Raw genomic sequence first — 24,671 nt, 5'->3', positions numbered from 1 at the left:
TAATTATGAGTTATAATAGAATAGATCTTATGTTTAGGAGGATTTAAGAATGACAACCATTAAAAAGGCCGGAAATAAGTTTTATGTAGGCGAAGATGTGAAAACACCGCTTGCTGAGATAACATATGTGGAATCTAATAGATCATTAGTAGTCATCGATCATACTTATGTCTCTGATGAGTTAAGAGGTCAGGGGATTGCTGGGGAATTATTGGAACAAGTCGTTTTATACGCTCGTGAGCATAATAAAAAAATTAAACCCCTTTGTGTATTTGCCAAGAAACGAATGGAAGATACAGTAGAATACCATGATGTTCTTGCTCAATAGTATATAGGACATCGTAATAATATAAAAGAGGCGAGCGCTGACGCTTGCCTTTTGTGTGTGTTTAAATGGAAATATCCGTGTTTGTGAGATAAACTTAATAGAGGAAGAGTAATGAACGGAGGTTGAATCATGAATAAGCTGTTAGTTACGCAGTTAGGTATGATAGCGGTCGTTTGGCTTGGAATGTTTTTCTTCTATAATGAGATGACAAGTACAAGTAAAAACATTTTTTATGTTGTAACGTCATGGTTGTTGTTTTTAATTGTAATGGTCGTCAAAAACCTGTTGAAAGTAAGAAAAGAAAAAACCGAATAGGAAGGATTTTTTATGCTAACTGCTGAACAATTATATAAGTTGTATGGAGATAAAGTGCTTTTTGATTCGATCCATTTTACCATTTCCCCATCTGAAAGAATTGGTCTCATTGGTGTAAATGGAACTGGAAAATCAACACTTCTCCGTACGATTGCTGGGCTTGCATCCTTGGAAAAAGGGACGATAGCTCATGCGAAAGATTACGAAATAGAATATTTAGCACAGGATCCAGAACTAGACCCCAACCTTACCGTGATTGAGCAAATCTATTACGGGGAATCCGCGCTTATGAAGTTGCTCCGGGCCTATGAACAGGCCCTGCTAGAGCTTCAGGCAGAACCAGAGCAGGAGAAACTGCAAGAAAAATTATTGAAACTGCAGCGTCAAATGGATGAACAAGATGCTTGGGAAGCGAATACGCAGGCGAAAACAATTTTAACGAAATTAGGGATTACCGACTTCGATAAATTAACAGGAGAGCTTTCCGGAGGTCAAAAGAAACGGATCGCTTTAGCGAAAGCGCTAATCCAACCAGCAGATTTATTGATTCTCGATGAACCGACAAACCATTTGGATCATCTGACAGTAGAGTGGTTGGAGAAGTATTTGCAAACTTATCCGGGAGCGCTTTTGCTCGTAACGCATGACCGTTACTTCTTAAATCGGGTGACGAATCGAATTTTTGAATTGGATAAAGGGAAACTATATTCGTATGAAGGAAATTATGAAGTTTTTCTGGAGAAGAAAGCGGAACGTGAAGAACTGGAACGGGAAAGTGAAGCAAAACATCATAATGTCCTCCGCCGTGAGCTTGCTTGGCTAAAGCGCGGTGCCAGGGCCCGCTCAACAAAGCAAAAAGCGAGAATAGGACGAATAGAAGAATTGCAAGAGAAGCAGTTCGACACGAAAAAACAGGGAATAGAAGTACAAATTGGTTCTCACCGGCTTGGTAAAAAGGTATTGGAACTCGAAAATATTTCAAAATCTTTCGTTGATAAACAAGTTCTTAATGATTTCAATGAACTAATTATCCCTGGAGACCGAATCGGTATCATCGGACCGAATGGTTCCGGGAAGACAAGCTTGCTTAACATTATGGCCGGACGTCTTGCGCCTGATGCTGGAAAAGTAGAAGTAGGGGAAACAGTTAGAATCGGTTATTATACACAAGGTGACGAGGAACTGGATGGGGAACAGCGAGTCATCGATTATATTAAGGAGACAGCTGAAGTCGTCCATTCGATAGATGGTAACGTTATTTCGGCTGAGCAGATGTGTGAACGATTCCTCTTTTCCCGCAGTGAGCAATATACGTATATTAGGAGACTTTCTGGTGGAGAGAAGCGTCGCCTTTATTTACTCAAAATCTTAATGGAAGAGCCGAACGTCTTATTCCTTGATGAGCCGACGAATGATTTGGATACACAGACATTAAGTGTCCTAGAAGAATATCTCAGATCTTTCCCAGGTGTTGTCGTTACGGTTTCCCATGATCGTTATTTCCTTGATCGGGTGGCAGATCGGTTAATTGTTTTTAACAATACTGGAAAAATAGAGCGGTATATTGGAACATACAGTGAATACTTGGAAAACGTCCGAGAGACCGAACCGGTAGAAAAGTTGCCAAAACAACGAGAAAAACAGAGCGCGGAAGAGAGAAAACAAAAGAAGCTTACTTACCGTGAACAGAAAGAATGGGAAACGATTGAAGATGATATAATGGGATTAGAGGAACGTGTCTCCGAGTTGGAACAACAGATTGCAGATGCTGGCAGCGATGCAGGAGAAGTTCAGCGTCTTTTCGCGGAGCAGGAAGATGTACAAGCGGAACTTGATCAGAAAATGGAACGTTGGGAAGAATTATCTTTAATGGTTGAAGCATTTGAAAATAGATAGGTAAAGGTTTAGAAACATTGATTCTAGTGAATCATGTACAAATATAAGCGTTGATTAAAAAATCAGGAGGTTGGATATGAAGTTATACCAGGTTCGTAAGGGACAGTTTGTTTTTTATAAAAATGAGTTGCATAAAGTATACTCCGTTAAGCCGATGTTCAGACAATCCGTCCACTTATATCGTCTAAAAGATATGGAGCAAATTCTTACAAGGGCAGCTGATATCGAATTGTATCGACCAAAACATAATGATACATTTATTTTCTACGGACAACGGTATACAATTGATCAGTATAAAAAGCCGGAGCCGGGTGATTACATTTTAATTACGAAGCCTGCACCAGACTTATTTGATCACTATTCATTAAATGAAATTGAAAAAGTTGAAGAAGTGCATGAAAACAGTGTAACAACGACAAAGGATAATGGTGTAAAGCATCATGAATATGTCATGCTCGTTCCTGGTAAGAGTGAAGCGAGTCAAGAGATTGCCTACTATGATAAGGAACTGGTGCCAGAGGAACAACGCTTGAAAGATGAGTCGATTTCCTATCTAGCTGAGAAAGATGTAACACTGCAGCCTTATGTTGGGGATATTTATCTTGATAAACGAAATAATACGAAGGCAATGGTTGTAGCAGTGACAGAATCAGAAGTAACCTTTGGTCATGGAATCCACGTCCACATTGCAGAACTGCTAGACGAAGAAAGCTTCGAACTCATCTATCGCTACAGTACGGATTAATACACAACTCATTGGAACGAATAAAAGGCTCTAGCTAGTAGCCTTTTATTCGTTTTTTTGTAAGATAAGAAAGTATAAAATAAAAATGCTGTGATAACTTAGGTATCCGGGGCTAGCCACGTCCGGCTCCAGCGCCCAGCAACTAGCAAACTTCACACTCCTCCAATCGATAAGTCAACATCAACTCAGAAATAAAGGAGGACCGTTTAAATTCGGGCTAAAGCCCAACAACGGCATACCCCTAAAGGGGCATGTTTCCTTTATCTCATTCCGTAAAGGGGAAGTTCGATTAAGTTCGCTCACGTATGGGGCAACATCGAACTACCTCCCGTTCTGGGAGGCACAGTTTGTACGTTGCTACGACGCACAGGATGTGCTAGTGCAGGTGTTGCGACAGGACGTCGCGTTTTTAACCTGCAAGGGCGCTTCCGCCTTTGTTGTAACTATAAATACGCATCTGCAAGTAGTTCGATCGTTTTTTTGCGGAGTTTGATATGTGGAAGCAGTGGTACGATTAAAACTTCATCGGCCTGAAATAGACGGATGAGATCGTCTAATTGTTCGGTCACTTGTTTCACATTGCCGGTTATCATCCGTTTGCGGTTTGCCTGGATTCTCGCTTTCTCCTCGTCTGTATAGTTGTAGTTCCTTGCAGTTTCAACAGATGGAAATTGTTTAAACTGGCTGAACTGGTCATTTCCGAGCAACCATAAGTCCAAAGCTTGCCGGTATTCATTTGCTATCTTTTCCGTTTCTGCTGCAATAACAAAAGAGGCAAGAGAAACTTTAGGCTCTTGCATGAATCGGGATGGAGCGAATTCGCGCCGGTATGTCTCGACAGCTTTGATCCCGATATCAAGCCGCTCCGTACCACGGAGGAAAAATCCGTAAGTGAACCCTACTCCAAGCTTTGCAGCTATCTTTGCAGTGCGGATACTCATAGATAAGAGCCACATTTCTGGAACAGTCGGAATAACCGGATTGGCTGAGAGTCCATGGAAGCGGTGATCGTTATTTACTTCATCGGTTAAATACGTTGCAATGTCTGTGATACTCGCTTCATAGTCGAGCTTCTCTCGTTTATTTTCATTCATCGCCCGATTGACGAGAGCCGTTCCTACTGTATTGCCAATACCTAAATCAATACGGTTAGGGTGGAATGCTTCAAGAATCCGGAAATTTTCAGCGACTTTTAACGGACTGTAATGGGGGAGCATCACTCCACCTGAACCAAGACGAATACGCTTTGTAGCGTTTGCTAAATGCATCATAATCATTTCGGGTGAACTGCCAGCAAACGCTGGAACATTGTGATGCTCTGCCATCCAAAAACGGGTGTAACCTAAGCTTTCAGCTAACTGAGCAAGTTCGACTGTTTGCTCCAGCGCTTCTTTTGCGTTACTACCTTCATCAATTTGTGCGTAATCTAATATTCCTAGTTTAACCAACTTCATCCTTCTTTCCATATACTTTGGCTATCCATTTAAAATAAAGCTAACAAGTTCATCTTTATTTCTCAAATCATACAATCCGTAAATTCTCAGACGGTCATACATGGCTTCATAGTTCGGATCCTTTAAGAGTAACCTGCATATACCCGTCCCTGTTTTACGGTCATTGCGCGACCGGATATTTTTTTGCTGTCTAAAACAAAATTATTCCGTATGGAAGTATCATTTCGTTTAGTTTACACAAAACTCATTATTTAAATAATGATGTCTAGCTACATACTTCAAAGACTACGGGTGTTTGTTATAGATGATTAGCTTTCATATTTTAGGTGAAATCAAATGTTGATTAGTCGAAGTCATCCCATAAATTGGTGTCTATATCAATTAGCCAATGGTTCCGGAGCGTGAGAGCACGTTCGAATGCTGCCAAGGCCCCGGAGATAACTAAGAACGTATTCAACCAGCCCGGTAGAATAATAGGAGATTCGAATGTTCCGATATAATCCTGGACAATGGGAATTTCAGTAATAAGGGCGATAAGTTGAGGTAACCCAAGTACAATTGATGCGAGCAAAATAACAATAGCTAGAATTCCAATTGTCTTGCTAATTCTTGGAAAACGCTGATCGAGTCTCATCCGGAGTCCTTCTGTAGAGCCGGGGTGCGGACTAAGCTGTTGTTCGCTTCCTTCCTCGGGGATAAAATGCATACGACTCAGTCCATAAGTCGTCGTTGCAACTTCAATAAATCCCCCAGGTACTGGAAAAGCTGCAGGCAGCTTGGATGTAGCGATATGTTTACCATCGCGGTACATATCGGCTTTCGATTCTTCACTAAAGTAATTGACGTCAACCATATAGGTGTGAGAACTCCCATCATCTTCATCTAAGCGAATATAAAAAAGTGACCGGGAAAGCAAATGATAAAAACGGTAGGCTTTTAAAGCGTGTCCATCACCAGGTTTAACTTTACCTATTTTCCGCTGATGACGCCAATTCCGTAATAGACGCAACATAGTAACAGCCCCTTGTATTCAATCAACTTTGGAGGATAATGATCGTTATCTTTCTCTTTTGAATACGAAAAAAAGAGTGGATTGGTTTCAATAATAAAGAATCTTTCCATGAAGTTTCAGGATATAAATTCATTCTAACGTAAGTATCTTGTTCGGCTATTATTTTAGTGCCCTGATTACCGTTCAGTTACCCGGCAGACGGATACTATCCCAATTAAGTAAGATAATCATACGTATGGGAAAATAGGAATCGTTTGTTTTCTTATTAGAGCAAGGTAAGCGCGCTAATAGGAAAATAACCCTCAGTTGTTTTCCCATTAAAGTAAGAAGAACATGCGAATGGGAAAATAAAACTGACAGTTGCCAGAGGAGGTGAGGCTCACCAGCCGTTCAGCAGGTGCGTGAGGTTTCGGGACTGCGGACCTCCAGAAATTAGTTATTATATTTTTCAATCAAAATTATTAGTTTGTGTATTTTGGGTAAAAATGTGGTATTATATATAGTAACAGAACATATAATAAAAAATGACCACAGCTGTAACTGTGGTCAAGTAGATATCCATTCTCTTAACAGGGAGTGGCGTTATCTAATATACAAAGAAAAAATAGCCTTTACCCATTTGGCGAACAGGGGGGCTATTTTTTTGTGTTAAAAATAGCGACAACGACCGCGATTAACGCAATGATCATTGTAGAAAAAGAAATCATTAACGTCAAAGATTGGAATGTTGTCATAGAATCACCCCCTTTTCGGGGATAACTCCAACCGCCCTGTCCATCAAAAAAATTGATCAATTGAATGAATATCAGTTTCCATTATACCATAAATACCCCTAGACTATCTTTCTTCCTATCGAGAAAATCCTGTTATTTCAAGGGTTTTTCTTTAACTAAAACAAAAACTTCAGACGTTAAATATTCAACTTCATTTCCCTTTCCAGTCAAGCATTCATTGCAGTATAATAAATGTATGTATTTTTTAGAAAAGTTTAAAAAGGAGGAATCATATGCTTGATAAGACATTAGTTGAAAATGTACTTTCTGCCGCACTTACAACGGGTGGAGACTTTTCTGAAGTATTTGTGGAAGATCGCTTTACGAATAACATGCATCATCAAGGCGGGAAATTAGAAAAAAGCTTAGCTGGACGTGATTTTGGTGTGGGGATTCGGATTTTTAAAGGGCTTCAGAGTGTCTATGCATATACAAACGACTATTCCGAGGAAGGGCTTGTAAAGGCTGCAAAAACGGCAGCAAAAGCGCTTCAAGGAGCGAACAGTAAAAAGGACATAATATTACCACTGGAAAAACAATCGTTTGAAACAGCGCATCCGATTCAGTTGATGCCGAACAGTGTGGAGAAAAACCGTAAATTAGCTGTATTAAGGGATGCAAGTGAAATTGTAACCAGTTACGATTCAGCTATCGCTCAGGCAATTATCAGGTTGATCGACGAAGAACAACATGTATTAATCGCAAATTCAGAAGGAACTTTTGTAGAAGACAAACGAGTACGAAGCAGGATGGCGATTGCAGCTGTTGCATCGGACGGAACTGACATGCAGACAGGATTTTATGGGCCGGGTGCATATCAAGGGTTTGAATTCATCGAAGGACTGGATCTTAATCATTATGCAAAAGAAGCGGCCCGGATAGCCGTCACAATGCTTCATGCAGACCCTGCACCAAGCGGGAAATTCCCGGTAGTTATCGATAATGAATTTGGCGGGGTTATTTTCCATGAAGCATGCGGTCATGGACTAGAGGCGGAAGCTGTTGCGAAAAATAATTCGGTTTTTGCAGGTAAGATTGGTGAGAAAGTTGCCTCAGACCTTGTTACATATATTGATGATGGTACGATACCGAATGAATGGGGATCCATTAATATCGATGATGAGGGAGAAAGGGCAAGAAAGAATGTACTGATTGAAAATGGAATTTTAAAAGGGTATATGATTGATAAATTCAATGGCAGAAGAATGGAAGCAGAATCGACCGGTTCGGGACGGAGGGAATCTTATAAATTCGCTCCAACATCTCGAATGACGAATACGTATATCGCTCCAGGAGAGTCTACACCTGAAGAAATCATTGCAAATACGGAGCATGGCATCTATGCGAAATATATGGGTGGCGGTTCGGTCAATCCAGCAACAGGTGATTATAACTTTGCTGTAAATGAAGCATATATGGTGAAAAACGGAAAAATCGACAAGCCAATACGTGGAGCGACCTTGGTTGGAAATGGGGCAAAAACGATTCAAAAGGTAGATATGGTTGGCAATAACTTAGGCCATGGTGCCGGGATGTGCGGTGCATCAAGCGGAAGTATTCCAGTTAATGTTGGCCAGCCCATGCTACGCGTAAGTGAGATTACTGTCGGTGGAAGGGAGGCAAACTAAATGGATTTAACAACATTTCGCAAGCAGCTTTTTACAGAAGGTGAAAAATTAGGGTTTACAGATTTAGAATTATATTATGAGAAACAGGAAAAATTCTCTGTGAAAATCTTTAAAGGTGAAATAGACGGGTATGAATCATCGACTGTAAACGGTGTTTCTGTGCGTGGGCTCTACAACGGGCAGATGGGTTATGCCTATACGGAGAAACTGGATGGGGATTCTATTGCCTTTTTACTAAAAAGTATTCAGAAAATTGCGCCATTACTAGAAGATGAGCCCGAAGAACTTTTTACAGGTGAAGGTGCAGATTACCAAGAGACAGATTATTACTCTGCAGAATTACAACATGTAACAGCAGAAGAAAAAATTGCATTCCTAAAAGAAGTCGAAAAGAAAATTTATGCCTATGATCCCCGGGTTTCTCAAACGAATTACGCAGCGATACAGGATAAATCTATTGAAAAAGGTTTGTTTAATAATAAAGGATTAACGCTAAATGATCGAAATAATTTCTTATCCGTCATCTTTTCTGTCGTCGTAAAAGAGGGAGAGGAAATTAAGTCTGATTTGTATTTTAAAATAACGAAGGACTTTGCTGCACTGGATGCCGAAAAAATAGCGAAAGAAGCAGTTGAAAAGAGCTTAAGCCAGCTTGGTGAACAGGCTTATCCTAATAAAAACTATCCAGTCATTCTAAAAAATACTGCTGCGGCTTCACTTGTCGCAACCTTTGTATCTTCTTTCTCTGCTGAAGCGGTTCAAAAGGGGCAATCAAGATTAAAAGGAAAGTTGGATGAAAAAATAGCATCAGAACAAGTTACATTATTGGATAATCCCTTTTTACCAGAGGGAACGCATAGTGGAAACTTTGATTCAGAAGGTGTGCCAACAAATGAGTTGAACTTAGTAGAGAATGGGAAACTGATATCCTTTTTCCATAATTTAAAAACTGCAAAGAAAGATGGAGTTAATTCTACAGGGCATGGATATAAATCATCTTATAAAGAAACGATTGGTGTCAGTCCATCGAACTTGTATGTCGTGCCAACGGAAAAAACGTATGAAACGTTATATGGAAGTCTGGAAGAAGGTATCATCATAACTGATTTATCCGGACTCCATTCCGGGGCCGATCCAATTTCAGGTGATTTCTCCCTTGCAGCTAATGGATTTTATGTAAAGAACGGAAAAATCGTTGGCCCAACGACACTTATGACGGCTGCTGGAAACTTTTTTGAAGTTTTACAAGATATTGAAGAGGTCGGGGCGGATCTTGAATTTTCACCAATGAGTAGTTATGGTTATATTGGATCCCCGTCCCTTAAACTTAAGGGCTTGGCAGTTACGTTTGATTAAGATGTGAAGAGGGAAAATGACCGTTCCATACGATGCTGAAGTACGGACGGTCTTTCTCCTTTCTGTTCTATTAATTCTCTCCAAAAATCGGCCATTGTTTCGCTTTGGCCACTTCACGCATCCCATTTTTTGGGTTAACGATAATCGGTTTATCGACAAAATGGAGGAGGGGAATATCACTTTCACTATCCGCATATGCCCAAATCTCTGTTTCTTCGGGATCAAGTTGAAGTTTTTCCAACCAATTGGCAACCGCTCGAACCTTTTCTTCTCCGTTAATGACAGGACCAGTTGCCCCAGTGCATCTTCCATCTTGATCAAAGAGCAATTCTGTACCGATTGTTGTAACAGTAAGCCCAAGTTTTTCAATTAATGCATCTAAAAATGGCTTTAATGCCCCGGATAAAATAATGACTTGTTTGCCGCTATCTTGATGTTCTTTTATTTTATGTACAAGCGGTTCATTAATCTGATTTCTTCCAGCTGCAATCAATTCATCGAAAAAGCTAGCAAGCTCTTCTTCTGTTTTCCCTTTAAAGGTTTTGGCGAACGCTTGGAAGAAATGAATCCGAAGCGCATGTTTTCCTCTTGTTATTCCTAGAAATAAGGCTTGGGCTGTGCCGATTAATACGGTTGTCCATTCCCTAATACCGAACTCTTTCCTTCCTGCCTGGAACATTAGCTTAAAAGAATCCCCTTGAAATAAAGTTCCGTCAAAGTCTACCGTAACAAGCTGCAACATTATTCCTCCCTTGAATTAGCGTGATTTCCGTATATATCTGTTAGGCTTATTGGTAATTTTACACAGGAAACAGGAAAAAGCAAAGAAATATCGAATATAGTATATAGGGTTGTAATCGCTTTCAGTTGAGGCTGCTAAAAAAACTAAAGTTTGAAGCATGCTTTCCTATTATAAAAGTAGAATATAGAAGGAGGTTTTTTAACATGGAAGAAAAAGTATTGCAAAATTATATTGCTGGTAAATGGGTAGATGCCGAGAATCGGACGTCTGTATTTAACCCCGCAACAGGTGAGGAAATCGCCCAAGTGCCTCTGTCGGAAAAAATAGACGTTGACGAAGCGGTAGCAGCAGCGAAACTCGCCCAGAAAAAATGGGCGCTCGTCCCAGCACCACAGCGAGCCGAGATTCTTTACCGGGTTGGTTCACTCATGAAGGAGAAAAAGGAGCACCTCTCCCGTCTCCTTACAATGGAAAATGGTAAGGTGCTGGAAGAGGCGAGAGGAGAAGTCCAAGAGGGAATTGATATGGCGTTTTATATGGCGGGGGAGGGAAGACGATTATTTGGTCAAACGACCCCAGCGGAATTGCCGGATAAATTCGCGATGAGCGAGCGGGCGCCAATAGGTGTTGTAGGCATTATTACGCCGTGGAATTTTCCGATTGCGATTGCGACATGGAAGTCCTTTCCGGCGATTGTCGCAGGAAATGCCGTCGTCTGGAAACCGGCAACAGAGACACCAATCATGGCTTATGAACTGGCGAATATTTTTGAAGAGGCTGGGTTACCTAAAGGGGTGATCAATGTTGTATTTGGGACAGGTCGTACAGTTGGGGATGCAATGGTGCATCATGAAGATATCCGGGTGATTTCCTTTACGGGATCGAATGAGGTTGGTCGTAATATCGCTGCTGATTGTGGAAGGCAACTAAAGAAAGTGTCTCTTGAAATGGGCGGAAAGAATGCGGTTATTGTGATGGATGATGCCGATCTTGATTTAGCAGTTGAAGGGGTCGTTTGGAGTGCATTTGGGACAAGTGGCCAGCGCTGTACAGCATGCAGTCGGGTTATTGTCCATGAAGCGGTGAAGGAAGAATTTGAAACACGCCTTTTAAAGACGATGAAAGGTTTGACGATTGGTGACGGTTTGGAAGAGGGTATTAAAGTCGGACCGATTATTAATCAAGCAGGTCTTGAAAAGATTGAGCGTTATATCGAGATTGGAAAAGAAGAAGGGGCGAAGTTACTCGCTGGCGGGCGCGTACTTACAGGGAATTCCTATACGAAAGGATATTATTTTGAACCGACATTATTTACAGATGCTACTAGTTCGATGCGCATTGCCCAGGAAGAAATATTTGGACCGGTTGTTTCCATTATACCTGTAAAAAGTTTTGCGGAAGCGATTGAGGTGAATAATGGGGTAACGTACGGGCTATCAAGTTCAATTTTCACTCAGGATGTTAATCGAGTCTTCCAGGCGAAGCGGGATTTGGATACAGGAATTGTTTACGTGAACGCAGGAACAACAGGTGCTGAAATTCATTTACCGTTTGGGGGAACGAAAGGAACGGGGAATGGTCACCGTGATTCTGGTGTCCAGGCTTTAGATGTATTTACCGAATGGAAAGCGGTCTATGTTGATTACAGCGGGAAATTGCAGCGTGCCCAAATTGATGTGGAAGAATGATAGTTTATAACACCTACACACGGGGGGATGCAGATGAAAATCGGTGTTCTTGGTTCTGGATTGATGGGAACAGAAGCAGCAAGGGATTTAGTGAACAATAAAGACGTACAAGTTGTAGGGCTTGCGGATGTTGATTCGGGGAAGCTGAAGCGAGCGGAGCAAACAATTGATTCGAAAAAACTTGCTACGGCTAAGGTTGATGCAAGTGACTCCGGTGAATTAGGCAAGTTTATGAAGCGGTTTGATGTCGTCATTAATGCGCTTTTTTATTCCTTTAATGAAATGGTTGCCAAGACGGGAATAGATGTTGGTACACATGTGGTGGATTTAGGTGGGCACATTGGCGGGATGACAGACCGGGTTTTAAGTTTAGATGACAAGGCGAAGAGTAAAGGAGTTACAATTATTCCTGACTTAGGTGTCGCGCCAGGGATGATTAATATTCTTACGGGCTACGGGGCAAGCAAACTTGACCAACTAAAGGAAATTAAGCTTTACGTGGGCGGGATTCCAGTTCGTCCCGAGCCGCCACTTGGATACAATCATGTGTTCTCGATGGAGGGAGTTTTTGACCATTATACAGATCCGTCACTCATTATCCGTGATGGAGAGCAAAAATTAATCCCTTCCTTATCAGAAGTGGAGGAAATATATTTTGAAAAGTTCGGTCCATTAGAAGCATTTCATACGTCAGGGGGAACTTCGACGTTAACCCAGTCGTATTCGGATGTGCAGGCATTGGAGTATAAGACGATTCGCTATCCGGGTCATGCGGAAAAGTTCAAATTACTCGTTGACTTGAATTTGACAAAAAAAGATATGGAAGTGGAAGTAGAAGGGAAAAAGGTGAATCCGCGCAAAGTTGTCTTACAAGCGATTGATCCAATTGTCGATCTTCGGGACAAGGAGGATGCGGTGTTACTCCGGGTTGCCGTTACTGGAATGAAAAAAGGGGAGCCGCGAACGTATCAGTATGAAATGCAGACGTTCAAGGATACGAGCAGAAATATAACCGCGATGGCACGGGTGACAGCAAGTACGATCTCGATTGTCGCTCAGCTAATCGCTGCAGGAACGATTGCAAAGAGAGGAGTCTATCCGCCTGAGCGTGCAGTCCCTGGTGAAGTGTATATTGGTGCGTTAAAAGAAAGAGGGATAGAAATAAAGGAAATGCTCCTTTAAGTAATAGAATGAAAAAACCTTCCAAGCGTAATCTGCTCGGAAGGCTTTTTATTTTTCGAGTGGGACAAATGCTCTGACCCCCATGTCCCGTTATTTTGCTGCTTTTTGTAGTTTGTTGATGATTTTTAGGGATTTGCCTGTGCCGATTGCGACTGCTTCAAGCGGGTTTGGTGCCATGTGTACTGGGACATTTAGTTCGCTTGCAAGCCATTCTTTCATACCCTGCAGCAAGGATCCTCCGCCTGTTAAAACAACGCCGTGATCGACAATATCTCCACTTAACTCCGGTGGACAGTTTTCAAGTGTAGCCTTCACTGCATCAAGAATTTTAAGGAGTGGCTCTTTAATCGCCTCATGAATCTCGGTTGACGTAATATCAATTGTTTTCGGCAAGCCTGTCACCATATCCCGGCCGCGGATACTCATCATGTCCTCTTTATGGTTCGGATGAGCATAGCCGATTTCCATTTTAATATTCTCGGCTGTCCGTTCCCCGATTAAAACATTATAGGTTTTCCGGATATAATGAATGATTTCTTCATCTAAATTATCTCCTCCGACCCGAATCGAGTTCGAGGAAACGACTCCCCCAAAGGAAATAATCCCGACCTCCGAAGTACCTCCGCCGATATCAACGACAACACTTGCAAGTGGTTCGTCTACTGGGAGGTCCGCTCCGATTGCGGCTGCAACTGGTTCCTCAATTAAGTGTACTGTTTTTGCGCCGAAGCTTGTAATTGCATTATGAATTGCTCGTCTCTCAACAGCAGTGCTGCCTGCCGGTGTACAGACGACAACAGTTGGCTTCCGCATGGAGACGCCGATTTTCTTACTTACTTTCTTTAATAATACTTTGAGCATCTGGGCGGTAACATCATAATCAGCAATGACTCCGTCCCGGAGCGGGCGAATTGGGATTATGTTTTTCGGTGTTTTCCCGATCATTTCTTTCGCTTCTGTACCAACTGCAACAACATCTTTAGTATTCACATCAATCGCTACAACAGACGGCTCATTTAAAACGACACCTTTTGTTTTTGAATAAATAAGGATATTTGCGGTTCCTAAGTCAATTCCAATTTCTGCATTTGAAAACATGTTAAATCCTCCAATGTGTAATTTCATCTATTCTTGTTGAATTAATCAATACATTAATGAGATAGTCCTCTTGCAATTATAAACTGCCTCTCTTTAACGTAAAACAGCTTAGGGGGGGAAATCAAGTAACATTTCAATTACATTTTCTCATATTTTGTAATAAAAAATCATCTTTTTTGTAATAAAAACTCGATATTTGGAGGGTGTCAAGGGTGTATTTCTAGCAAAAATTGCCATAGCACTTAGCAATTTCCTTTATTCCAATTTTTATACGGACTCTAAAACGATAGGAAACTTATGTTTTTCGCAAATTCTATAACCTCTAGTAAAATGGAAGAATCAATTGGAAATCTCTCCCGTAAATATTACAAAAAAGCTGTGATATGATGATTTTGCAAGCAAGGCAACACAAAAATAAACATACAAGGAGAGGTAAACATGCTTCGCAAAATAACAATCATTACTGCAGCAACTGCAATCTTGACATTTGGAGGTGGTGCGTTCACATCTACTGCAGATGCCAAGTCTGTTGAGCAGCAGTCACCATATAAAATCCATTACACTATTAATGGAGAGTCAGGAAGCCTAACACAGGAAGATGTTTCTAATCTATTAAATAAAGCTTTCGATAAAGTTCAAGCGAAATGTCTTACAAACTTCGATTGGGAGCGAATTGAGAAACTCATTGGAGTAGGGAAACAAGAAATAGAGAAAGAACAAGTTGAAGTGGAAGAACCTGCTAAAGAAGCAGAGCAGCCGGAACAAGAACAGCCAGTTGAAAAGAATAAAGAAGTAAGTAAGCCACAAGAGAAGGCACCGGTCCAAGAACAACCGGAAACACCTGAGGCACCAAATGCGACACCACAACCGCAACCAGAGCAGCCGCAGGAGTCCCAGCAGCCAGCAGAGGAAGCAGGACAGCAAAATGAATTAAGTGAATTTGAAGCTAAGGTCGTTGAACTTACAAACGCAGAACGGGCAAAACAAGGACTTGCACCGTTACAAATCGATAATGAACTAAGTAAGGTAGCTCGCGACAAATCAAAAGACATGGCTACAAATGGTTACTTCGATCATAATAGCCCTGTCCACGGTTCACCATTTGATATGATGAAGAACTATGGCATCAACTATAACGCAGCTGGAGAGAACATCGCTCAAGGTCAGCGTTCACCAGAAGAAGTAGTAAATGCTTGGATGAACAGCCCCGGCCACCGCGAAAACATTATGAACAGCAGCTTCACCCACATTGGAGTTGGCTTTGTTGAGCAAGGAAACCACTGGACACAGATGTTTATTGGTAAATAACTAAAGCGGAAGCGCCCTTGCAGGAAAAGTACGCGACGTCCTGTCGCAATTCCCGGGACTGCGATTATCGTCCCACCGAAGGGCGTTTGCACTAGCACAACCAGTGCCTCGTAGCGACGTAAAGACTGTACTGATCCGTAAGAGATAAAGGAAACATGCCCCTTTAGGGGGTAGACGTGAGTTGGGCCTTGGCTCGTTCATAGTCGGCCTTCCTTTTCACTTTGAACTGATGTTGACTTATCGCACGGAGGTGAAGGAGGTCTCGCTAGTCGCTAGGCGCTGGAGCTGGATGTAGCTTTTCAGCAAAGAACGAATATATTCTGTTATTAACGATGATTGATTAGGTAAATAACATAGAGGAAAAATGAGGAGGCTGAATGCAGTCTCCTCTTTTCTTTGTCTTAAATGATGGAAACTTGCTACAATAGAGGTAAAATTGTCACAGTGTAACTGTCTGTTTCACTCCCATATTTAGAGGAACAAAGGCGTTGAGTGATTAGAGAGTTCTAATGACTCGTTTGAAGGTGATTCCAGATCATTCGAGTGAATAGCGGGGATCTAATCGATCGAATGAAGCAGACTCCAGTTCGTTCGAGTGAATAGGAGGGCTCTAATCAATCGGTACAGTGATGTAGAGCAATTTTATGAAGCTTATCAATGCGAAAGTTGAATTATCTTTTAAAAAAGGTCAAAAAACAAAGCGGGAGATTAACAGCCAGTAACGACCTGATTGGTTCAACTAGCAATCAGTGGGGAAGGAAAAGAACACCCCACTGTTGAAATTTCACTTTATGCTTAATGATGGAGATTTTTGCAGCAGATCGCGTAAAATATAGTAAACAAGAGGTGATGGTGATGGTACAAGGTTCTACAAATCTAAATACAGAGCTGACCCAGGATTGGCTGCAAAATTATGTCGACGACTGGGTTAAATTTTACCGGAAACATACAGCGGACGGTAAACTTGCTTCCTATATCCCACAGTTAGAAAAAGCGGATCCGAATGCCCTAGGAATCATTATTATTGGTAATAATGGGATGACAATACAATCGGGTGATATCGATACAACATTTTCTATCCAAAGTGTTTCGAAGGTCTTTGCTTTTATTGTTGCCTGCATACAACGTGGTATGTCTTATGTACTGAACCGGGTGGATGTGGAGCCGACGGGGGAGGCATTTAACTCTATTATGCACTTGGAAATGAAAAAAATTGAAAAACCATTCAATCCACTAGTGAATGCTGGTGCGATTACGGTTACTTCTCTACTGGAAGGCAAAACGTCAGATGAAAAGTTGGAAGGTATTTTCCAGTTGTTTGAAAAAATTCTCGGCCGCCGTCCGGAATTGGATATAGAAGTGTACGAATCTGAACGGGAAACGTCAATTCGCAATCGGGCCATCGGTTATTTCCTATTAGAAACCGGCGTACTTGAATCGGATTTGGAAATAACATTGGAAACGTATTTTAAGCAATGTTCGATTGAAGTGTCAGCGGAAGACCTTGCAAGATTAGGACTGATTCTCGCTAATGACGGTATAGATAAGATGACCGGGGAGGAAGTGATTCCAACGCAAATTGCAAGACTGGCAAAAGTGTTAATGCTTACTTGTGGAATGTACGACGCCTCCGGAAAATTTGCTGCCTATGTTGGGATTCCTGCAAAAAGTGGTGTCTCGGGTGGTATAATGGCTACAGTACCACCACGGGCAAGGGATGAGTTGCTGCCATTTATGGATGGCTGCGGAATCGGGGTATATGGTCCAGCTCTTGATAAACAGGGAAATAGTACCGCGGGTATCCGCTTATTGCGCCATATTGCGAGCCACTGGGATTTGAGTATATTTTAAGGAGGATCTCTCTATATGTGCGGCAGATATACACTATTAGGCGATCAACTGGAGCTTCTAGATGAATTTGCATTAGAACAACCGATAGATGATTTTCATGAAAGTTATAATGTAGCGCCAGGTCAACAAGTGCTCGCAATTATCCATGACGGAAAGAGAAAGCGGGCCGGCTATTTACGCTGGGGACTTGTACCTTCTTGGGCAGATGACCCGAAGATTGGTTATAAAATGATTAATGCAAGAAGTGAAACAGCTCATGTGAAACCGAGTCTTAAACAGTTGATGGCGAAGAGACGTTGTTTGATCATTGCAGATAGTTTTTATGAGTGGAAACAAACGGACAAGGAGAAAATTCCACAACGGATTCAAGTGGCAGATAGGAAGTTCTTTGCTTTTGCCGGGCTTTGGGATAAATGGACACAAGGTGATGAGACGTTATTTACTTGTACAATTTTAACAAAGGATTCCCATGGATTCATGAAGGATATCCATCACCGAATGCCAATCATTCTACCGAAACATGCAGAAGATGAATGGATTCAGCCGGTGCAATTCGCTCCCTCCCAAGTAAGTGAACTTTTAAAACAATTTGAGGATCCAACATTCACAGCCTACCCCGTCTCCACTTACGTTAACACCGCCAAAAACAACGACCAACAATGCATTGCGGCTTTAGCTTAAGGGACATGGGGTCAGAGCATTTGTCCCATTTCGAACTGGGACAAATGCTCTGCCCCTCATTAGTACATATGGTATGGAGGTTAATAGAATGAGGAGTCGAAATTTACTCTGGATTGGTTTATGTCTGCTCTTACTCGCTGCTTGCGGGAATAACGAAGATACAGTTGCAGCTAAACATAATACGAATGATGAAATCGATCAGCAAATACAGGAAAAGCTTCCTATCGATTGGGTAATCGAGGAAGATGAAGAAGAGACGATTGAAGCGGAGAAGAAAGCGAAAAGCGCTTCTATTACAACTGAGATGGAAGAGAACACGGCTTCAGATACAGAGGAAGATGACACGACACCAGAGAACGAGAAGACGGATTCACTCGCATCTTACACGAATGAAGAGATTGAATATGCACGCATTTGGTTGCAACTTGGACCGGATCATGAGATCGATGAATTAAATGTCCGCCATATTGCAGAAGGGGAACCACTTAATCCAAATTGGGAATCAAGTGCTACTTATCCGGAAGATGTCATTCAACTGACGGGTAGCCGTTTAGTTGATGGTTCAATAACTTATAGCGGAAATGGCGATGGCACGATTAATCGCTACTATGTTCCGTTACGCTGGGAAACGAACATTCCAAATGATTTTAGTGAAGAAGATATAAAGATTTTCACGGAGTCGTTCATCACAACTACAAAATTAATCACCATCGACCCAGCAGAAGGGCAAGAAGTCATCTCTCTCATCGAAAAAATAAACAATGGTTCTTAAAAGCCAGATAGAGGGGCGGAACCACAGTCTCGGTTTAACATGAAATGGCAACTCCATCAGATGGTCATACAGATGGAATTGCCATTTTTAATTAAGAAACTTTTGCCCTTTTCTCTGCTGCCTTTTCTTCTTTCGCAACTTTGAGGAATCGTTTCGTCTCGTATGCAACTACCCCAGACAATCCAAGCAGTCCTATCAAGTTAGGAATAGCCATCAGTGCATTGAAGATATCCGAGAAAAGCCAAACGATATCAATTAGCGTAATGGAACCGAAAAGTACGACAAAAACCCATACCGTGCGATAGATCGTGATGGCCTTTGTACTTTTAAAGAGATAGTTAAAGCATTTCTCACCGTAATAAGACCAGCCAATCAGTGTGGAGTAAGCAAATAAAATTGTTGCGATACCAACGATATACATGCCAGGTGTCCCGAGAAAGACGGCAAAAGATTCACTTGTTAGAGCACCTCCATCAATCCCTGTCTGATGCAAGTCAGCCATAACAATTGTAATTCCAGTAATACTACAAACGATAATCGTATCGATAAATACTTGTGTCATAGAAACAAGTCCTTGTCTACCCGCATAGTCGGTCTTGGCTGCAGCAGCTGCTATCGGTGCAGAACCAAGGCCTGCTTCATTGGAGAAAATACCCCGGGCAACACCATAGCGGATCACCGTACCTAAAATACCTCCTCCAATCGCATTTGCCGTAAAGGCATCGGTTAAAATGATATTGAAAGCAGTTGGTACTAAATCAACGTTCAGAATCATAATAATTAAACCGCCAAAAACATAAAATACAGCCATAACCGGTACAAGGTAAGCTGTTACTCGTCCAATGCTTTTAATCCCGCCAAGAATAACAATCGCAGTAATAATAAAAAGAACAATACCAGTAACCCATGTCGGGATATTAAAAGTGTTTGAAGCAGCAGCTGAAACGGAATTCGCTTGAACCATGTTTCCGATACCAAACGCAGCGATTGAACCGAAAATTGCAAATAAAATTGCAAGCCACTTGGCATTTAATCCACGTTCTAAGTAATACATCGGACCACCGGCCATTTCACCTTTCGCATCTTTCACCCGATACTTTACTGCAAGAACCGCTTCCGCATACTTAGTAGCCATCCCAAAAATCGCCATAACCCACATCCAAAATACAGCTCCGGGTCCACCCGCGATAACTGCTGTGGCAACTCCAACGATATTTCCTGTTCCTACCGTTGCCGCCATTGCAGTTGTTAATGCTTGATAATGGGTGATATCCCCTTCAGATAATTTGTCTTGCTTCCTACGGGTAAATGCATTAATTAAAGCAGTCGGCAGTGCTGTAATCTGGACAAATCCAAGTCTGAAGGTGAGGTAGAGCCCTGTACCAACAATGAGAATCAAAAGAGGCGGTCCCCATACAAAACCACTTACCTTGTCTAGAAAATCTACCATTTCATCATCCCCCTATCCTTTTTGTAATTCAATTTATACTATCTAATATTCCGAATATTTATAAATAAGTCAAGACTTTTTTGAATTTTTATTTTAAATTTTATAATGGTGTAATAAAACGGTGTAGTAAAACGAAGAACTTCGATAAAAAAACAGAGATTATTACAGCTTTCATTGATTCATCTAAATTAATTCGCTTATAATATAAGATAATGATAGAACATGGTATGATAGAAAAAGAATTGGAAAAGGAGAGAACAAAATGGGACAAAAGAAATTAATCGCTGGCGTTGTAGCAGGAGCGTTACTTGGTGCCCTCGCAATGCAATTTGATAAGGATGCACGCAACTATACGAAAACCTGTCTGAACAAATTAAAAGACAACTCAGGTGACCTGTTAAGCAATCCGACGGAAACGGTGCATAAATTACGTGATTCATTCGATAAATTGAATGCGAATATTTCTGTTGGGGCTGAAAATACGATCAATGCGCTTGAGCAAGTAGAATCCACACTTGACCGCTTAGTTAGTAAAAAATAATACGATTACGGAAAATAAAGAACATAGAAGGAATACCCCATCTCAGATCTTGTGATGGGGTCATTGTCTTTTATCGGTGGAGGATAAGAAATTGAAAAATCTCATCCCAGTTTTAAAAGAATTTTATGCACGAATGGAGAAAGTCGACGTTTTTGGCTTGGCGGCACAGCTGGCTTATTTTTTCCTTTTGTCGCTTTTTCCCTTTCTGTTGTTTTTATTTAACTTAATCGGTTATTTCTCTTTGGACGAAGAGGTTATTTTACAAACCATTGTCAATTATGCTCCACCACAAGTATATGACTTAATCGAGTCAAATATTGAATCAATGCTGCAAATTCAAAGTGGTGGCCTCCTATCCGTAGGAATCATCGGTACACTCTGGGCAGCTTCTAACGGGGTAAATGCAGTTCGGAAAGCATTGAACCGCGCTTATGAGATAAAACCGAAGAGAATATTCATCATCTACCGTCTCTTATCCATACTGCTTACCATTGGGATGTTTTTTGTCGTCATTATTGCATTATTATTACCGGTGTTTGGAAAGATGATCGGAGAATATTTCTTCTCTTGGTTCGGTTTTTCAGCTGAGTTCTTGCAAATATGGGAGACGTTTCGTTGGGTGACTTCTTCTATCATCTTCTTTATTGCCCTTGTTGCATTGTATCGGCTTACTCCAAATCGGAGGGTGTACTTTAGGCATATTGTTTGGGGAGCGCTATTTTCCACGGTCGGCTTCCAATTGGTATCTTGGGCTTTTTCCTTTTATGTAGGAACACTTGGGAATTATTCAACAACCTATGGAAGTCTAGGAACAGTTATTGTACTTATGATCTGGTTTTATTTATTTGGAATGATTGTGCTGATTGGTGGAGTATTAAATGCTTCTCTGCATGAGCGGGCATGGAGCAAAAAGACGTTCGAATGAGGCGGTTGGGAGTCTGACTGCCTTATTTTAATGTGTAGACTGTTTGCACTATATTAATCGCCAACTATAACAGACTTTACTCCTGAATATTTAAATAGGTTACATATCTGTTGTAAAAGAAGGAAATGTGTTACAATCAAAAATGAAAAAACATTATAACAGGAGGGGTATATGTGAAGCGATTCGTATTATTGTTGGCTATTGGTTTGATCACTCTCTTAGCCGCGTGTGGCGGAGATGATAAAGAAAGCACTTCTGCGGGCGTTTCAGAATCTGAGGTGACGGATGAAGTTTGGGAGAAGATTCAGGATGAAGGTGTTTTGACAGTTGGCACTGCAGGAACGCTCTATCCATCGACTTATTATCCAGAAGACTCAGATGAACTGACGGGTTATGAAGTAGAAATCCAGAGGGAAATCGCCAATCGGTTAGGTGTTGATATCGAATTTGAAGTCATGGGATTTGACGCAATTCTTACAGCACTTGATTCAGGACGTATTGATATGACGGCGATGGGACTTCGCGGGGAGAGAAAAGAAAAGTTCTCTTACACACAACCGATTAAATATTCTTATGCAACGATGATCGTTCGAAAAGATGATCACTCGGGCATTAACAGTCTGGAAGACCTCGAAGGAAAAATTGCCGGCGGGGCTGCTACAACGGTATATAGTGAAATCGCTGAGAAATTTGGGGCAGAAGTAAAAACATACGGAAACGCGACTAATGATGCCTATTTAAGAGACGTACATAATGGTAGAACAGACGTCGTTATTAATGATTATTATTTACAAAGTCTTGCAATCCAGGCATTTCCTGAGTTTAATATTGAGCTCCATCCGGATTTGAAATTCCATACATCAACAGCAAGCATTGTTATGCCGAAACACGCAGATAAGCTGCATCAAGAGGTAGAACAAATAGTTGCGGACATGCTAGAAGATGGAACTTTAAAGAAAATATCAGAAGAGTTTTTTGATGGACAAGATGTGTCTGTAGAGCCGGAAGAAGATATTATAGAAATTGAAGGTATAGCGAAATAAGTAGGGATGCTCATGTTTGAAATAGATTATATCCAATTGAGTAGTTTATTTGACCTCGAGTTGGCGCTTGAAAGCTTGCCTTTCTTGTTAAAAGGTGTGCCGATGACATTGTATCTCTCCGTGCTTGGCATGGTGTTCGGTCTCGTGCTTGGTTTCTTTCTAGCCCTTGGAAGGGGTTCTGAAAGATTTATTTTAAGATTCCCATCAAGAGTTTATATTTCCTTTATACGCGGGACTCCAATGATCGTTTTTCTATTTATTCTTTATTTTGGGTTGCCTGTAATCGGGATCGAGCTTTCTGCATTTACGGCAGCAGTACTTGCATTTGGTCTGAATAGTGCGGCATATATAGCTGAAATTAATCGTTCCGCGTTAAATAGTATTGATGTTGGGCAATGGGAATCGGCAAAAGCGCTCAATATTCCTTACTGGACGACGATGAGGAAAATCATTTTGCCACAGGCGGTGAGGATTGCGATTCCGCCGTTATCGAACGTATTCTTAAGTATCGTAAAAGGAACTTCGCTTGCCGCGATGATTACGGTGCCTGAACTATTCCAGAAAGCTCAGATTATAGCTGGAAGAACGTTCGACTCGATGACAATGTATATATTGGTCGCTTTAATTTACTGGCCGATATGCGGACTAATATCTGTTCTGCAAGATCGTCTCGAAGACAGGTTTAGTGAATATCTATAAAAAAGTGAAACTTCATTCAGTGGGGTATCCTTACCTCCCCACTGAATGTTAGTTGAATCGAATTAGGGATTTACGGCTGTATATCCCCACCTTCACATATTGGGAGCATATCAAATTGAGGTGTGTGGACTTTTTTTACTTTCTAATGATACCCAGCTTACTAAAAAAACTTGACTTACTGTTGCTTTCCTTCCCTATCGAAGAATAAGGCACTGGCAATGCGAATGAAAACATGCGGGCCTCTACAAGAACGAACGGATCCGCATATTTTTTGTGCTGCCCGCGCGTATATTTTTCCATGAAGCGAAAAAACTATAGGAAAAGAAAGGATGGAGGTCCATGAACATTAAGCGTTTATCCGGTATGATTGCTGCATTTTTCATCCTGCTTACATTTCCTGTAGTATTTTTTGCTGAGGAAAAAAAAGAAACGGAAGAAAATTTTGAAATACCGAGTCATGTATTGGATATATCAAAGGAAAACACGGTGCAAAGTGACGATTCCGATAATGAAGTCGTTGAGCCGAGCAAGGAGACGAAGGAACTTCTGGACAGTGCCTCTGTTGCAATTGAAAACTCGGAGTTGATTCAACAGCTGAATGAGACAAGTATCGATCCGTCTCCAATTGGTTTCGGGTATCGTGGAGAGATTTATCTTGGGCGCTGGCCATTAAAGTACGAATCATTGGAAACAGGAGTGAATTGGGAATACCAGGCTATTAATAAAAATGAGTTCCAAAACGGTCCCGATGGTCAGCAGGAGATGAACTATATTCAACAGGAACATAAGGAAATTAAAGGAATGCTCACGAATAAGATTGCTAATGCAGAAACGGTAAGGAAAATGGTACTGCAAAAAGCGAAAGATAAAACCAAGCTTCCTCTTTCCTATGAAGTGGAGATAGGGCGGAATACAAAAATGGCTCATGGTTATCCTGTTCCTCCAGAAAAATTAGGAATTCTTGAAGCGTATACACCAGCTGTTCATGAAAAGGGCCGGGTAACTTTCGGAGAAGTATATATCCAATTAAAGGGAACAAAAAAACAACTAACAATTAAAAATGTAACAAAACAAGGAATCGGAGCATGGATTCCTGTCCAAAACCACCTATCCTATTCCTTCCAAGTGAAATAAACAGGCGGGACACGGGGGTCAGAGGCCATTTCCCCAAGAGGTGGGGCATT

Annotated in this window: 23 protein-coding genes; 17 read left to right on the top strand and 6 right to left on the bottom strand. The window is 41.3% G+C overall.

What is annotated here, in order from left to right; translation table 11 throughout:
* Positions 1–49: 49 nt before the first annotated feature.
* The 4 genes from GN217_RS10495 (at position 50) to GN217_RS10480 (ending at position 3,284) form a co-directional block, all read left to right on the top strand.
* Positions 50–328 carry a GNAT family N-acetyltransferase gene (locus GN217_RS10495; protein WP_156856634.1) on the top strand — a complete coding sequence of 93 codons (279 nt, stop codon included), beginning with the start codon at positions 50–52 and terminating at the stop codon, positions 326–328.
* A 129-nt stretch (positions 329–457) separates the two neighbouring features.
* Positions 458–643: a hypothetical protein gene (locus GN217_RS10490; protein ID WP_156856633.1), complete on the top strand. Its 186-nt coding sequence runs from the start codon at positions 458–460 to the stop codon at positions 641–643.
* 12 nt (positions 644–655) lie between these two features.
* Positions 656–2,539 carry an ABC-F family ATP-binding cassette domain-containing protein gene (locus tag GN217_RS10485; RefSeq protein WP_156856632.1) on the top strand — a complete coding sequence of 628 codons (1,884 nt, stop codon included), beginning with the start codon at positions 656–658 and terminating at the stop codon, positions 2,537–2,539.
* Between the two features lie 76 nt (positions 2,540–2,615).
* Positions 2,616–3,284 carry a hypothetical protein gene (locus tag GN217_RS10480; RefSeq protein ID WP_156856631.1) on the top strand — a complete coding sequence of 223 codons (669 nt, stop codon included), beginning with the start codon at positions 2,616–2,618 and terminating at the stop codon, positions 3,282–3,284.
* 443 nt (positions 3,285–3,727) lie between these two features.
* Here GN217_RS10480 and GN217_RS10475 read toward each other — a convergent pair whose 3' ends face one another.
* The 3 genes from GN217_RS10475 to GN217_RS18700 form a co-directional block, all read right to left on the bottom strand.
* Positions 3,728–4,732 (bottom strand): LLM class flavin-dependent oxidoreductase, encoded by a 1,005-nt coding sequence (locus tag GN217_RS10475; RefSeq protein WP_156856681.1) that lies wholly within the window; start codon positions 4,730–4,732, stop codon positions 3,728–3,730.
* Between the two features lie 349 nt (positions 4,733–5,081).
* Positions 5,082–5,750, bottom strand: a complete 669-nt coding sequence (locus GN217_RS10470; protein ID WP_156856630.1) for a hypothetical protein — start codon at positions 5,748–5,750, stop codon at positions 5,082–5,084.
* Positions 5,751–6,385: 635 nt separating this feature from the next.
* Positions 6,386–6,484: a putative holin-like toxin gene (locus GN217_RS18700; RefSeq protein WP_198042633.1), complete on the bottom strand. Its 99-nt coding sequence runs from the start codon at positions 6,482–6,484 to the stop codon at positions 6,386–6,388.
* Between the two features lie 272 nt (positions 6,485–6,756).
* On the opposite strand from GN217_RS18700, the gene GN217_RS10465 reads away from it, so the two are divergent.
* Both GN217_RS10465 and GN217_RS10460 read left to right on the top strand, forming a co-directional pair.
* Complete coding sequence (locus GN217_RS10465) at positions 6,757–8,151, top strand: TldD/PmbA family protein (RefSeq protein WP_156856629.1); 1,395 nt, start codon at positions 6,757–6,759, stop codon at positions 8,149–8,151.
* Positions 8,152–9,507: a TldD/PmbA family protein gene (locus tag GN217_RS10460; RefSeq protein WP_156856628.1), complete on the top strand. Its 1,356-nt coding sequence runs from the start codon at positions 8,152–8,154 to the stop codon at positions 9,505–9,507. It abuts the gene before it with no gap.
* Between the two features lie 70 nt (positions 9,508–9,577).
* Here the strand turns inward: GN217_RS10460 and GN217_RS10455 are convergent, their stop codons facing one another.
* The gene (locus GN217_RS10455) at positions 9,578–10,246 is read right to left on the bottom strand and encodes an HAD family hydrolase (RefSeq protein ID WP_156856680.1); all 669 of its coding nucleotides are present in this window, start codon (positions 10,244–10,246) and stop codon (positions 9,578–9,580) included.
* A gap of 206 nt (positions 10,247–10,452) precedes the next feature.
* Between GN217_RS10455 and GN217_RS10450 the strand changes: the two genes are divergently transcribed.
* Both GN217_RS10450 and GN217_RS10445 read left to right on the top strand, forming a co-directional pair.
* A complete protein-coding gene (locus GN217_RS10450; RefSeq protein WP_156856627.1) occupies positions 10,453–11,937 on the top strand; it encodes an aldehyde dehydrogenase family protein in 1,485 nt (494 codons plus the stop codon).
* Positions 11,938–11,970: 33 nt separating this feature from the next.
* Positions 11,971–13,119 (top strand): saccharopine dehydrogenase family protein, encoded by a 1,149-nt coding sequence (locus tag GN217_RS10445; RefSeq protein WP_156856626.1) that lies wholly within the window; start codon positions 11,971–11,973, stop codon positions 13,117–13,119.
* A 90-nt stretch (positions 13,120–13,209) separates the two neighbouring features.
* On the opposite strand, the gene mreBH is transcribed toward GN217_RS10445, so the two are convergent.
* Complete coding sequence (gene mreBH, locus GN217_RS10440; RefSeq protein WP_156856625.1) at positions 13,210–14,217, bottom strand: rod-share determining protein MreBH; 1,008 nt, start codon at positions 14,215–14,217, stop codon at positions 13,210–13,212.
* 438 nt (positions 14,218–14,655) lie between these two features.
* On the opposite strand from mreBH, the gene GN217_RS10435 reads away from it, so the two are divergent.
* The 4 genes from GN217_RS10435 (at position 14,656) to GN217_RS10420 (ending at position 18,829) form a co-directional block, all read left to right on the top strand.
* Entirely contained in the window at positions 14,656–15,525 is an 870-nt protein-coding gene (locus tag GN217_RS10435; RefSeq protein ID WP_156856624.1) for a CAP domain-containing protein, read from the top strand.
* 855 nt (positions 15,526–16,380) lie between these two features.
* Positions 16,381–17,376 carry a glutaminase gene (locus GN217_RS10430; RefSeq protein WP_156856679.1) on the top strand — a complete coding sequence of 332 codons (996 nt, stop codon included), beginning with the start codon at positions 16,381–16,383 and terminating at the stop codon, positions 17,374–17,376.
* 15 nt (positions 17,377–17,391) lie between these two features.
* A complete protein-coding gene (locus GN217_RS10425) occupies positions 17,392–18,057 on the top strand; it encodes an SOS response-associated peptidase (protein WP_156856623.1) in 666 nt (221 codons plus the stop codon).
* An 88-nt stretch (positions 18,058–18,145) separates the two neighbouring features.
* Positions 18,146–18,829 (top strand): hypothetical protein, encoded by a 684-nt coding sequence (locus GN217_RS10420; protein ID WP_156856622.1) that lies wholly within the window; start codon positions 18,146–18,148, stop codon positions 18,827–18,829.
* 91 nt (positions 18,830–18,920) lie between these two features.
* Here GN217_RS10420 and GN217_RS10415 read toward each other — a convergent pair whose 3' ends face one another.
* The gene (locus tag GN217_RS10415; RefSeq protein WP_156856621.1) at positions 18,921–20,279 is read right to left on the bottom strand and encodes an alanine/glycine:cation symporter family protein; all 1,359 of its coding nucleotides are present in this window, start codon (positions 20,277–20,279) and stop codon (positions 18,921–18,923) included.
* A gap of 262 nt (positions 20,280–20,541) precedes the next feature.
* Between GN217_RS10415 and GN217_RS10410 the strand changes: the two genes are divergently transcribed.
* The 5 genes from GN217_RS10410 to GN217_RS10390 all read left to right on the top strand — a co-directional run bounded on the left by GN217_RS10410 (position 20,542) and on the right by GN217_RS10390 (position 24,621).
* Positions 20,542–20,820 (top strand): YtxH domain-containing protein, encoded by a 279-nt coding sequence (locus GN217_RS10410; protein WP_156856620.1) that lies wholly within the window; start codon positions 20,542–20,544, stop codon positions 20,818–20,820.
* A 91-nt stretch (positions 20,821–20,911) separates the two neighbouring features.
* On the top strand, positions 20,912–21,745 hold the full coding sequence (locus tag GN217_RS10405) for a YihY/virulence factor BrkB family protein (RefSeq protein WP_156856619.1): 834 nt from the start codon (positions 20,912–20,914) through the stop codon (positions 21,743–21,745).
* 173 nt (positions 21,746–21,918) lie between these two features.
* Positions 21,919–22,788, top strand: coding sequence for a transporter substrate-binding domain-containing protein (locus tag GN217_RS10400; protein WP_156856618.1), 870 nt, complete (start codon positions 21,919–21,921; stop codon positions 22,786–22,788).
* Positions 22,789–22,794: 6 nt separating this feature from the next.
* Positions 22,795–23,487 (top strand): amino acid ABC transporter permease, encoded by a 693-nt coding sequence (locus tag GN217_RS10395; RefSeq protein ID WP_156856617.1) that lies wholly within the window; start codon positions 22,795–22,797, stop codon positions 23,485–23,487.
* Positions 23,488–23,826: 339 nt separating this feature from the next.
* Positions 23,827–24,621, top strand: coding sequence for a YfkD family protein (locus tag GN217_RS10390; protein WP_156856616.1), 795 nt, complete (start codon positions 23,827–23,829; stop codon positions 24,619–24,621).
* Positions 24,622–24,671: the final 50 nt, after the last annotated feature.

It is taken from the genome of Oceanobacillus sp. AG (genome assembly GCF_009746545.1).
Lineage (GTDB): Bacteria > Bacillota > Bacilli > Bacillales > Amphibacillaceae > Oceanobacillus > Oceanobacillus indicireducens.
Note: the sequence above shows the minus strand (reverse complement) of the source record. Positions and strands in the feature narration are given on the sequence as shown.